Raw genomic sequence first — 11479 nt, 5'->3', positions numbered from 1 at the left:
GCCCGGCAACCTGGTGGCCGCCGGGCTCGACGGTCAGAGGTAGAACATGTCGAAGGTCACCGAGCCATCGAGCGGGATCTCGTTGGCGATCGGCAAGTTGTTACTCGCGCCAATGATCGGCAGCAAGCTCATCGGGAAGCCGTGATGCCGAGCGGCAACAGGCCCTGTCGCGGCATTGACACCCCAGGAATACAGCGCCGGGGCATTGCTCACCAAGGAGCTGGACGGCACGCCCCATGCTGGCGCTGCGAGCGTGCGGGTCAGCAGTGCGCGACTTGTTCCGTCAGTCTCCGGAGTGCCATGGCGCAGGGCAAATCCACCGATCCGCGTGCCATCGATGGCGCCAAGACCGAAGAACAACACCGGATCACTTTGACCGGCGCCGTCGCTGATCCCCGGCAATTTGGTCGCTGCACGGTTATCGCGAACCGACACTTCAACCGGAGCCGGGGCGTCGCAATTGATGTGCAGCGAGATGTCTCGTTCCGGCAGCAACGTTTGCGTGGTGGCGTTAAGCGTGGACGCGGAAATCTTGCGCAAGTCTACCGTTCCGCCCCCGGCAAAAGCCGGGATGCAGGAGGTCGGAATGATGGTGCCGATGACGCTCAGGTCAACGCTCTCCGCCAATGCCAGCGAGGGTAGCAAGGCCGCAGCGAGGACGGCGAGCCGGTGGGTGTTTTTCATAAGCCGTATCTTCCATGTCATTAACAAAAAAGCTTCCTACTGACTTCACACGTAAGTAAGCGGGCGGATAATTGCGGCTTTTGGAGGATAAATCTGTAGGAGAAAACATCGCCTGGATGGGGAAAAATCGACCTGATTCATAGGCAATCGCTGCCAAGAAACTATTTCCTACTTCTCGATGACAAAACATTGCGTGCTGCTGCCTTGCAGCACCCATCGATTGAATTCAGGGCAGCGATGCCCATGCCATACTTCGCCCTCCGTCACGACCCGAGACCGCCACGTGATTCCCGGACAAAAACTGATCGCTGCAGCGCTGCTCGCCTTGCTCTTGAACGGCTGTGCCACGCTCGATGTGCCGCGCGAACCGAGCCAGGCCTTGCCGGCGTCCAGCTCCAGCTTCGGCCGCTCAATCCAGGCCCAGGCCGCACCCCATCAGGGCCGTTCCGGCTTTCGCCTGCTGTCCAACAGCACCGAGTCTTTCACCGCCCGCGCCGAGCTGATCCGCAATGCGCAGGTCAGCCTCGATTTGCAGTACTACATCGTTCACGACGGCATCAGCACGCGCATGCTGGTGGAAGAGGTGCTCAAGGCGGCCGACCGTGGCGTGCGCGTGCGCATCCTGCTCGACGACACCACCAGCGACGGCCTCGACCAGATCATCGCCACCCTGGCCGCGCATCCACAGATCCAGATCCGGCTGTTCAACCCTCTGCATCTGGGGCGCAGCACCGGCGTAACGCGCGCAGCAGGACGCCTGTTCAACCTGTCGTTGCAGCATCGGCGCATGCATAACAAGTTGTGGCTGGCGGACAACAGTGCGGCCATCGTCGGCGGGCGCAATCTGGGCGATGAGTATTTCGATGCCGAGCCGAACCTGAATTTCACTGACATCGACATGCTCAGCATGGGGCCGGTGGCCGAGCAGCTCGGGCACAGTTTCGACCAATACTGGAACAGCGCGCTGAGCAAACCGATCGACGAATTCCTCTCCAGCAAACCCTCAGCCCGGGATTTGCAGAACACCCGCACGCGCCTGGAAGAATCGCTGGAAGACACGCGCAAACAGAATCACGCGCTCTATCAGCAGCTGATGACCTTCACCACCGAGCCGCGCATGGACATCTGGCGCAAGGAGCTGATCTGGGCGTGGAATCAGGCGCTGTGGGACGCGCCGAGCAAGGTGCTGGCCAAGGACGAGCCGGATCCGCAATTGCTGCTGACCACGCAACTGGCGCCAGAGCTGAGGGGTGTCAGCAAAGAACTGATCATGATCTCGGCGTACTTCGTGCCGGGCCAGCCAGGGTTGGTGTACCTGACCGGACGCGCCGATGCCGGCGTGGCGGTGAGCCTGCTGACCAACTCGCTGGAGGCCACCGATGTGCCCGCAGTGCACGGCGGTTATGCGCCCTATCGCAAGGCACTGCTGGAACATGGCGTGAAGCTGTATGAGTTGCGACGCCAGCCTGGGGATAACTACGGCAGCGGGCCGCATGTGTTTTACAGCAAGTCGTTTCGCGGCTCGGATTCAAGCCTGCACAGCAAGGCGATGATCTTCGATCGGCAGAAATCGTTCATTGGCTCGTTCAACTTTGACCCGCGTTCGGTGTTGTGGAACACCGAAGTCGGCGTGTTGGTCGACAGCCCCGAACTGGCCGAACATGTGCGCGAGCTCGCGTTGCAGGGTATGGCACCAGCGTTGAGTTATGAGGCGAAATTGCAGGATGGCAAGATTGTCTGGGTGACCGAAGACAATGGCCAGATGCACACACTGAGCAAAGAGCCGGGGAGTTGGTGGCGACGCTTCAATGCGTGGTTCAGCACCACCGTGGGGCTTGAGCGGATGCTTTGAAAAGCAAAAGATCGCAGCCTGCGGCAGCTCCTACATGGACATACATTTCAACTGTAGGAGCTGCCGCAGGCTGCGATCTTTTGACCTTAAGCCGTTTGCTCTGTACCAAATGCCCCTTGGCGCAATAGCAATATCACCAACCCAAACGCCCCGATCGCCATCAACAGCGGCAACGCATGCCCGCTGATCCATTGGCTCCCCGCCCCCGCCGCCAGCGGCCCGATCAGACAACCGACGCCCCACAGCTGCGCGATATGCGCATTGGCGCGCACTAGCGCATCGTCGCGATAACGCTCACCAATCAAAATCAGCGACAAGGTGAACAAACCACCGGCACTGGCGCCAAACAACACCCACAACGGCCAGATCAGCAGCGTATCGAGCAACAGCGGAATCGCCAGACTCGACAGCATCAGCACCACCGCGCAGCCGGCAAACAACGTGCGCCGCGACAGGTAATCGGCCAACGCGCCAATCGGCAATTGCAGCAATGCATCGCCGACCACCACAGTACTGACCATCGCCAGCGCGATTTCGGCAGTGAAGCCCTGTTGCAGGCAATACACCGGCAACAGCGTCAAAATCATTGCCTCGAACGCGGCGAACAACGATACCGCCCAGGCAATCGCCGGCAGGTCGCGCGCGAATACCCACAGGTCGCGGAACGTCACGCTGCTCGCTTCGCTGCTTGGTGCACCGCTACGGCCCAGCAACAGCAACGGCGAAACCAACAGCAAGCCGACGCCAACCCAGAATCCGTAATCGTCTTCGGTGCCTAGCGCGCCCAGCAGCAGCGGGCCAGACAACTGGCTCAAGGCATAGCTGCTGCCATACAGCGCCACTAATCGCCCGCGCCAGTTTTCGACCACCAGTTGATTGATCCAGCTTTCACCGAGGATGAACACGATGGTCAAGATCACGCCGATCATCAGGCGCAACAGCAGCCAGATCGGGTAGCTCGGCAACAACGCCAACAAGCCAATCGACAGCGCCCCGGCCCACAGGCACAGGCGCATCAGGTTGGCTGTGCCGAAGCGCGCTGCCAGATGGCTGGAAATCTTTGCGCCCAACAACACGCCAATCGCCGGCATCGCCGCCATCACACCGATGGCGAAAGAGCCGTAACCCCAACCCTCCAGGCGCAACGACACCAGCGGCATACTGACCCCCAGGGCCAGGCCGACACTCAGGACAGACGCCAACACGGCGAAATACGTCGCCCAACGCATGTTCCACGCTCCTGTGGGTAATTATTATGTGCACCGCAAAACCACTGTGGGAGCGGGCTTGCTCGCGAATACGGTTTCACATTCAGCAAATGTGCTGACTGATGCACCGCATTCGCGAGCAAGCCCGCTCCCACAGGGGATCTCTGTTTCGTCAGGTAGCCCGGCGTGACCGCGCTCCCGTTAACGGCTTACAGCTTGATCCACGTCGCTTTCAGCTCGGTGTACTTGTCGAAAGCGTGCAGCGACTTGTCGCGACCGTTGCCCGACTGCTTGAAGCCACCGAACGGCGCGGTCATGTCGCCGCCATCATATTGGTTGACCCAGACGCTACCGGCGCGCAGCGCTTTGGCGGTCAAGTGGGCCTTGGAGATGTCCTGAGTCCAGACCGCAGCGGCCAGACCGTACGGCGTGTCGTTGGCGATCTGGATCGCCTCTTCAGCCGTATCGAAAGCGATCACCGACAGCACTGGGCCGAAAATCTCTTCCTGGGCAATCTTCATCGCGTTGCTCACGCCATCGAAAATCGTTGGCTCAACGTAGGTGCCACCGGTCTCCTGCAGGATGCGCTTGCCGCCAGCCACCAGTTTGGCGCCATCGGTATGGCCGGATTCGATGTACGACAGCACGGTATTCATCTGCTGCGTATCCACCAGCGCGCCGACGTTGGTCGCCGGATCCAGCGGGTTGCCCGGTTTCCAGGCTTTCAGCGCCTCGATCACCATCGGCAGGAATTTGTCCTTGATCGAACGCTCGACCAGCAGACGCGAACCGGCAGTGCAGACTTCGCCCTGGTTGAAGGCGATGGCGCTGGCGGCAGATTCGGCGGCGGCTTGCAGATCCGGCGCGTCGGCAAAGACGATGTTCGGGCTCTTGCCACCGGCTTCCAGCCAGACGCGTTTCATGTTCGATTCGCCGGAGTAGATCATCAGTTGCTTGGCGATCTTGGTCGAACCGGTGAACACCAAGGTGTCGACATCGTTGTGCAGGGCCAGCGCCTTGCCGACGGTGTGGCCGTAGCCCGGCAGCACGTTGAGCACGCCTTTCGGAATACCGGCTTCAACGGCCAGCGCGGCAATGCGGATGGCGGTCAGCGGGGATTTTTCCGACGGTTTGAGAATCACCGAGTTACCGGTCGACAGCGCCGGGCCGAGCTTCCAGCAGGCCATCATCAACGGGAAGTTCCACGGCACGATGGCACCGACCACGCCCACTGGCTCGCGGGTCACCAGACCCAGTTGATCGTGCGGAGTCGCCGCCACTTCGTCGTAAATCTTGTCGATCGCTTCACCGCTCCAGCTCAGCGCTTGCGCCGCGCCCGGGACGTCGATGTACAGCGAGTCGCTGATCGGTTTGCCCATGTCGAGGGTTTCGAGCAGGGCCAGCTCTTCAGCGTGCTGTTTCAGCAGGCTGGCAAAACGGATCATGGTGGCTTTGCGCTTGGTCGGCGCCAGGCGCGACCAGACGCCGGAATTGAAAGTAGCGCGGGCGTTTTCCACAGCGCGTTGAGCGTCGGCGGCGTCACAGCTGGCAATCTTGCCGAGCAGACGGCCATCGACCGGGCTGATGCACTCGAAGGTTTCGCCGGAGACGGCGTCGGTGTATTCGCCATTGAGGTAGGCGCGGCCTTCGATTTTCAGGTCGCGGGCGCGTTGCTCCCAGTCGGCACGAGTCAGGGTGGTCATTTCGAGTGTCCTCCGCTTGTTGAATACGAGCGCCGCGCGATCTTCGCCAGCGTCCTCAAGAATTCTGCCCGGCCAGCCGGTTTTTTCGGCCAGAGGCACCCGCCACCCTAAACCAGGCACCGGGTTTGTTTCAATATATTTGACATAATGTGGCCATACGGCCTTGCGGTGTTGATTTTAATCAACATAGACTTTGGCCCTTTCCAGCCCATCGCGCCGTATTCACAGGGGATAACAACAATGAACATCCAGAACGTCGTCGACATCAGCCTTACCAGCAGCGAAGCCGAACGCTATCGCCCGGACCCGGCCAAAGTGCTCAAGGGTGATCCTGAACAGGCCGTGTTTCATCAATACGATAGCCCTTGTGGGCAGATGGGCGTTGGCGTGTGGGAAGGTGCGGTTGGGCAGTGGACGGTGAATTACACCGAGCACGAATACTGCGAGATTTTGCAGGGCGTTTCGGTACTGCGGGACAGCGATGGCAATGCCAAGACCTTGCGTGTTGGCGACCGGTTTGTGATTCCGGCGGGGTTTCGTGGCACCTGGGAAGTGCTGGAGGCTTGCCGCAAGGTCTATGTGATTTTCGAACAGAAAGCCTGATGATTTTTGCTGGCTGACCCGGCCCTATCGCGAGCAGGCTCACTCCTACAGGTGACCGCATTCCAATGTAGGAGTGAGCCTGCTCGCGATGAGGCCCGCACAGGCACCACAGAAAACCGAGGCAACAAAAAAGGCCCGTATCGTGAGATACGGGCCTTTTTCGTAAGTCGGGAAAAATCAATTACTTGATTTTGCCTTCCTTGTAGATCACGTGCTTGCGAACAACCGGATCATATTTCTTGATCTCGATTTTGTCCGGGGTAGTACGCTTGTTCTTGTCGGTAGTGTAGAAGTGACCAGTACCGGCGCTCGAGATCAAACGAATCAATTCACGCATGATTAGCTCCCTTAAATCTTGCCATCGCGGCGAAGTTCGGCGAGCACGACAGTGATGCCACGCTTGTCGATGATACGCATGCCTTTGGCAGATACGCGCAGACGCACAAAACGTTTCTCTTCTTCAACCCAGAAGCGGTGATGCTGCAGGTTCGGCAGGAAACGACGACGGGTTTTGTTGTTTGCGTGGGAAATGTTATTCCCAGTCACCGGACCCTTACCGGTAACTTGACATACTCTCGACATGCCTCAGCCCTCTAAAACCACATGCCCAACCCGGCATGGGTTGGCCGCTTAATCTCTCAGTCATTTGGCGCCAGGCGCCGCGTTTCTTTAGAGGTCTTACCGGCTACACCTACAGTGAAGGAACCGGGCCCCTAGAAAAGAGCGCTGCTTTATACCAGAAAGACCGGGATGCAACAACATTCGGTGTGCAATCAATCGGTAAAAAGGCGCTTTTTCGGTCTGCGAACGCTTTGGATAAAGGCCGGCATCGATTTTTACCACTCGTCGCAGAAAGTCGCCCAAGCAGGCGTTTCAGACTTTTTGCGAAGCACCGCGGTCTGAAAAACGGCCATCACTGTGCCCTTAAAATGCAAAAAGGGGATAGTCATTTGTAATCCAGCCCTCTAGGGTAGGCCTTTTCCAGACTGCACTTGCAGATGGGCCTTCGATCTGTAAAAGGAAACCGACCATGCGCCTCGCTGCCCTACCCCTGCTGCTCGCCCCGCTCCTGCTGAGCCCTCTGGCCCAGGCTGCCGCACTGAGCGTCTGCACCGAGGCCAGCCCGGAAGGGTTCGACGTGGTGCAATACAACTCGCTCACCACCACCAACGCCTCGGCCGACGTACTGATGAACCGTCTGGTGGACTTCGACACGGCCAGCGGCAAAGTCGTGCCGAGCCTGGCCGACAGCTGGGAAGTCAGCACAGACGGCCTGAGCTATGTGTTCAAGCTGCATCCGCAGGTGAAGTTTCATACGACCGATTATTTCAAGCCGAGCCGCGAGCTGACCGCCGAAGACGTCAAATTCAGTTTCGACCGCATGCTCGACCCGGCCAACCCGTGGCACAAAGTCGCCCAGAGCGGCTTCCCGCATGCGCAGTCGATGCAGTTGCCGGCGCTGATCAAGAAGATCGACGCACTCGATCCGCTGACCGTGCGCTTCACCCTTGATCATCCGGATTCGACATTCCTCGCGACCCTGAGCATGGGCTTCGCTTCGATCTACTCCGCCGAATACGCCGACAAGCTGATGAAGGCCGGCGCGACGGACAAGCTCAACAGCCAGCCGATCGGCACTGGCCCGTTCGTGCTCAACCGTTTCCAGAAAGACGCGGCGATCCGTTACAAGGCCAACCCGGATTACTTCGGTGGCAAGCCTGCGGTGGATCCGCTGATCTTCGCCATTACCCCGGACGCCAACGTGCGCCTGCAAAAGCTGCGACGTAACGAATGCCAGATCGCCCTGTCGCCGAAGCCTCTCGACGTACAGGCCGCGCTGAAAGAGCCCACACTGAAAGTCGAAAAGACTGACGCGTTCATGACCGCATTCGTCGGCATCAACAGCCAGCATCCACCGCTGGACAAGCCGGAAGTGCGCCAAGCGATCAACCTCGCATTCGACAAGGCCAACTACATCAAGGCGGTGTTCGAAGACACCGCCGAAGCGGCCAACGGCCCTTATCCGCCAAACACCTGGAGCTACGCAAAGAGCCTGCCGGGGTATCCACACGATGTCGCCAAAGCCAAGGCGCTGCTGGCCAAGGCCGGTTTGAAGGATGGTTTCCAGACCACCATCTGGACGCGTCCGTCCGGCAGCCTGCTCAACCCGAACCCAAGCCTCGGCGCGCAATTGTTGCAGTCGGATCTGGCAGAAATCGGCATTCAGGCGGAAATCCGCGTGATCGAGTGGGGCGAGCTGATTCGCCGCGCCAAGGCCGGCGAGCATGATCTGCTGTTCATGGGCTGGGCCGGCGATAACGGCGACCCGGATAACTTCCTCACGCCGCAGTTTTCCTGCGCGGCGGTCAAGTCAGGCACCAACTTCGCCCGCTACTGCAACGCCGATCTGGACAAGCTGATCAGCGCCGGCAAGACCACCAGCGAGCAAGGTGTGCGCACCAAGCTGTACGAGCAGGCGCAGGCGCAGATTCAACAGCAGGCGCTGTGGTTGCCGCTGGCGCACCCAACCGCCTACGCACTGACGCGTAAAGACGTGCAGGGTTACGCCGTCAGCCCGTTTGGCCGCCAGGACTACTCCAAGGTCAACCTGAAATAACCGATCCCCCTGTAGGAGCTGCCGCAGGCTGCGATCTTTTGAGGTTGTTTTTGCAGATCAAAAGATCGCAGCCTGCGGCAGCTCCTACAGGGGAAGGGTTACATCCAGCCACATTCCGCCATCGACAGCGGTTCTCCATCGCCAACAATGAAGTGATCGAGCACCCGCACATCAATCAGATCCAAAGCCTTTTGCAGGCGCTTGGTCAGCAATCGATCCGCCTGACTGGGATCCGTGTTCCCCGACGGATGGTTGTGGCAGAGAATCACCGCCGCCGCATTGTTAGCCAACGCACGTTTCACCACTTCCCGAGGGTGCACGCTGGTGTTGTCGATCGAGCCGCGAAACAGCGCCTCGAAATTCAGCACCTGATGCTTTGAATCGAGAAAAAGACAGCCGAACACTTCATGTGGCTCATGCCTCAGCATGGCTTTAAGGTAATCACGGACTACTTGCGGGTTTTCCAGTGCAGGTTTCTGGCGCGAGCGTTCGGCCAGATGCCGCTTGCCCATTTCTTGCGCAGCTTGCAGCTGCGCAAACTTTGCCGGACCCAAACCCAATTGTTTGCTGAAGGCGTCCTGATCGGCCTCAAGCAGCAAACGCAGGCTGCCGAACTGACTCAACAAATGCCGCGCCAGATCCACCGCACTTTTCCCCGGCACGCCGGTACGAAGGAAAATCGCCAGCAGTTCCGCATCCGAAAGACTCGCCGCACCTTGTTCCAACAACCTTTCCCGCGGGCGTTCCGCCGCCGGCCAATCGCGAATACTCATAGCACTTCCCTGTCTGTGGGCGCCGCTGTTCCGTAGCGGTCGCTGTGATATCTTAGCCCATCTTTTTTGCGGGCGAATTCACCCTGGGGAGGGGGTTTCGCCACGTATGTCACCCACGAAATGAAAGGCAGACCTATGCAGCGGCTGTATCGGAAACGCATCGTTCTGGGCGTCGGCGGCGGCATCGCGGCCTACAAGAGCGCTGATCTGGTTCGTCGCCTGATCGATCAGGGCGCTGAAGTGCGCGTGGTCATGACCCACGGCGGCGCTGAGTTCATCACCCCGCTGACCATGCAGGCGCTGTCCGGCCACCCGGTGCACCTCGACTTGCTCGACCCGGCCGCGGAAGCCGCGATGGGCCACATCGAGCTGGCGAAATGGGCCGATCTGGTGCTGATCGCCCCGGCCACCGCCGACCTGATCGCGCGTCTGGCCCAAGGCATTGCCAACGATTTGCTGACCACGCTGGTGCTGGCCACCGATGCCGTCGTGGCGGTCGCGCCGGCAATGAATCAGGCGATGTGGCGCGATCCGGCCACCCAGGCCAACCTGCAACTCCTCGAAAGCCGTGGACTGAAGACCTTCGGCCCGGCCTCGGGCAGCCAGGCCTGTGGCGACGTCGGCATGGGCCGGATGATGGAAGCCACCGACCTCGCACAATGCGCGGCAGACTGCTTTCAGCGTCAGGCACTGACCGGCAAACACGTGGTGATTACTGCCGGCCCCACCCAGGAAAACATCGATCCGGTGCGCTACATCACTAACCACAGCTCCGGCAAAATGGGCTTTGCCCTTGCCGAAGCCGCGGTGGAAGCCGGCGCCCGCGTCACGCTGATCAGCGGCCCGGTGCACCTGCCAACGCCGGATCGCGTCACGCGCATTGATGTGGTCAGTGCCCGCGACATGCTCGCGGCCTGTGAATCGGCGATCCCGTGCGACGTGTTCATCGCCTCGGCAGCCGTGGCGGACTACCGCCCGGAAGTGGTTGCCCCGCAAAAACTCAAGAAAGATCCTACGAGCGGTGACGGCTTCGTCCTGCAAATGGTGCGCAATCCAGACATCCTGGCCACCATCGCGACCCGTCCCGACCGTCCGTTCAGTGTCGGCTTTGCCGCCGAGACCGAACATCTGCTCGACTACGCTGCACGCAAGCTGAAGGACAAGAATCTCGATTTGATCGTCGCCAATGACGTCGCCAACCCGAGCATCGGTTTCAACAGCGAAGAAAACGCCTGCAGCGTGATTGACCGTGCGCTGCATGCCACGGTTTTCGCCCAGACCAGCAAGAGCAAGATCGCTCGCCAACTGGTCACTTTTATCGCCGAACGTCTGAACCAGGTTTAATTTACATGCACGCTTTGCAAGCCAAGATCCTCGACCCACGCATCGGCACCGATTTCCCGCTGCCGCAATACGCCACGCCAGGCTCCGCCGGCCTCGACCTGCGCGCGATGCTGGATCAGGACATCGTGATCAAGCCGGGTGAAACCGTGCTGATTCCCACCGGCCTGTCGGTTTACATCGGCGACCCGAACCTCGCCGCGCTGATCCTGCCGCGCTCGGGCATGGGCCATAAACACGGCATCGTGCTGGGTAACCTCGTCGGTTTGATCGACTCCGATTACCAGGGCCCGCTGATGGTGTCGTGCTGGAACCGTGGCCAGACCGACTTCACCATGACCGTCGGCGAACGCCTGGCGCAACTGGTGCTGGTACCGGTGGTACAGGCACACTTTGAAATGGTTGAAGAGTTCGTCGAAACCGAACGCGGCACTGGCGGCTTCGGTCACACCGGCACCAAATAATCCATGTAGGAGCTGCCGCAGGCTGCGATCTTTTGATCTTGATTCTGAAAAAACAAAATCAAAAGATCGCAGCCTGCGGCAGCTCCTACAGGTGAAAATTTCAGGCAGATCAGTTGAAAGATTTACCGCCGTAAATCAAGGTTTTGCCGGTCGAAAGCCGCGCCAGGCGAGGCGTCATGGCCCTTTCACACCACGAACTCTCTGTGGAAAACGCCGTCATACCCTTCAGTTTGA

11 protein-coding genes are annotated in these 11479 nt (G+C 59.7%); 5 read left to right on the top strand and 6 right to left on the bottom strand.

Features of this window, described 5'->3' with window-relative positions:
• Nucleotides 1-33: 33 nt before the first annotated feature.
• Nucleotides 34-684 carry a DUF1120 domain-containing protein gene (locus tag QOL84_RS20345; RefSeq protein ID WP_283438347.1) on the bottom strand — a complete coding sequence of 217 codons (651 nt, stop codon included), beginning with the start codon at nt 682-684 and terminating at the stop codon, nt 34-36.
• Between the two features lie 283 nt (nt 685-967).
• On the opposite strand from QOL84_RS20345, the gene QOL84_RS20340 reads away from it, so the two are divergent.
• Nucleotides 968-2536, top strand: coding sequence for a phospholipase D family protein (locus QOL84_RS20340; protein ID WP_283438346.1), 1569 nt, complete (start codon nt 968-970; stop codon nt 2534-2536).
• A gap of 86 nt (nt 2537-2622) precedes the next feature.
• Here QOL84_RS20340 and QOL84_RS20335 read toward each other — a convergent pair whose 3' ends face one another.
• Nucleotides 2623-3765 (bottom strand): MFS transporter, encoded by a 1143-nt coding sequence (locus tag QOL84_RS20335; RefSeq protein WP_283438345.1) that lies wholly within the window; start codon nt 3763-3765, stop codon nt 2623-2625.
• Nucleotides 3766-3953: 188 nt separating this feature from the next.
• Complete coding sequence (locus tag QOL84_RS20330) at nt 3954-5447, bottom strand: aldehyde dehydrogenase (protein WP_047596781.1); 1494 nt, start codon at nt 5445-5447, stop codon at nt 3954-3956.
• Nucleotides 5448-5687: 240 nt separating this feature from the next.
• Here QOL84_RS20330 and QOL84_RS20325 point away from each other — a divergent pair, with 240 nt between their 5' ends.
• Nucleotides 5688-6050 carry a cupin domain-containing protein gene (locus tag QOL84_RS20325; protein WP_008086800.1) on the top strand — a complete coding sequence of 121 codons (363 nt, stop codon included), beginning with the start codon at nt 5688-5690 and terminating at the stop codon, nt 6048-6050.
• A 181-nt stretch (nt 6051-6231) separates the two neighbouring features.
• On the opposite strand, the gene rpmG is transcribed toward QOL84_RS20325, so the two are convergent.
• Complete coding sequence (gene rpmG / locus QOL84_RS20320) at nt 6232-6387, bottom strand: 50S ribosomal protein L33 (RefSeq protein ID WP_003177274.1); 156 nt, start codon at nt 6385-6387, stop codon at nt 6232-6234.
• An 11-nt stretch (nt 6388-6398) separates the two neighbouring features.
• Nucleotides 6399-6632 carry a 50S ribosomal protein L28 gene (rpmB, locus tag QOL84_RS20315; RefSeq protein ID WP_007920377.1) on the bottom strand — a complete coding sequence of 78 codons (234 nt, stop codon included), beginning with the start codon at nt 6630-6632 and terminating at the stop codon, nt 6399-6401.
• Between the two features lie 448 nt (nt 6633-7080).
• On the opposite strand from rpmB, the gene QOL84_RS20310 reads away from it, so the two are divergent.
• Nucleotides 7081-8667, top strand: coding sequence for an ABC transporter substrate-binding protein (locus QOL84_RS20310; RefSeq protein ID WP_283438344.1), 1587 nt, complete (start codon nt 7081-7083; stop codon nt 8665-8667).
• Nucleotides 8668-8765: 98 nt separating this feature from the next.
• On the opposite strand, the gene radC is transcribed toward QOL84_RS20310, so the two are convergent.
• Nucleotides 8766-9440 (bottom strand): RadC family protein, encoded by a 675-nt coding sequence (gene radC, locus QOL84_RS20305; protein ID WP_129386516.1) that lies wholly within the window; start codon nt 9438-9440, stop codon nt 8766-8768.
• A 135-nt stretch (nt 9441-9575) separates the two neighbouring features.
• On the opposite strand from radC, the gene coaBC reads away from it, so the two are divergent.
• Together coaBC and dut are read left to right on the top strand one after the other, a co-directional pair.
• Entirely contained in the window at nt 9576-10784 is a 1209-nt protein-coding gene (coaBC, locus tag QOL84_RS20300) for a bifunctional phosphopantothenoylcysteine decarboxylase/phosphopantothenate--cysteine ligase CoaBC (protein WP_007920365.1), read from the top strand.
• A gap of 5 nt (nt 10785-10789) precedes the next feature.
• The gene (dut, locus tag QOL84_RS20295) at nt 10790-11245 is read left to right on the top strand and encodes a dUTP diphosphatase (RefSeq protein WP_038359240.1); all 456 of its coding nucleotides are present in this window, start codon (nt 10790-10792) and stop codon (nt 11243-11245) included.
• Nucleotides 11246-11479: the final 234 nt, after the last annotated feature.

Source organism: Pseudomonas helmanticensis, assembly GCF_900182985.1.
Classification (GTDB): domain Bacteria; phylum Pseudomonadota; class Gammaproteobacteria; order Pseudomonadales; family Pseudomonadaceae; genus Aquipseudomonas; species Aquipseudomonas helmanticensis.
Note: the sequence above shows the minus strand (reverse complement) of the source record. Positions and strands in the feature narration are given on the sequence as shown.

What these genes read in the sequence shown, in the direction of transcription:
- QOL84_RS20345 (WP_283438347.1), bottom strand. Translation starts at nt 684, where the DNA reads ATGAAAAACACCCACCGGCTCGCCGTCCTCGCTGCGGCCTTGCTACCC.
- QOL84_RS20335 (WP_283438345.1), bottom strand. Translation starts at nt 3,765, where the DNA reads ATGCGTTGGGCGACGTATTTCGCCGTGTTGGCGTCTGTCCTGAGTGTC.
- QOL84_RS20330 (WP_047596781.1), bottom strand. Translation starts at nt 5,447, where the DNA reads ATGACCACCCTGACTCGTGCCGACTGGGAGCAACGCGCCCGCGACCTG.
- QOL84_RS20325 (WP_008086800.1), top strand. Translation starts at nt 5,688, where the DNA reads ATGAACATCCAGAACGTCGTCGACATCAGCCTTACCAGCAGCGAAGCC.
- rpmG (WP_003177274.1), bottom strand. Translation starts at nt 6,387, where the DNA reads ATGCGTGAATTGATTCGTTTGATCTCGAGCGCCGGTACTGGTCACTTC.
- rpmB (WP_007920377.1), bottom strand. Translation starts at nt 6,632, where the DNA reads ATGTCGAGAGTATGTCAAGTTACCGGTAAGGGTCCGGTGACTGGGAAT.
- QOL84_RS20310 (WP_283438344.1), top strand. Translation starts at nt 7,081, where the DNA reads ATGCGCCTCGCTGCCCTACCCCTGCTGCTCGCCCCGCTCCTGCTGAGC.
- radC (WP_129386516.1), bottom strand. Translation starts at nt 9,440, where the DNA reads ATGAGTATTCGCGATTGGCCGGCGGCGGAACGCCCGCGGGAAAGGTTG.
- coaBC (WP_007920365.1), top strand. Translation starts at nt 9,576, where the DNA reads ATGCAGCGGCTGTATCGGAAACGCATCGTTCTGGGCGTCGGCGGCGGC.
- dut (WP_038359240.1), top strand. Translation starts at nt 10,790, where the DNA reads ATGCACGCTTTGCAAGCCAAGATCCTCGACCCACGCATCGGCACCGAT.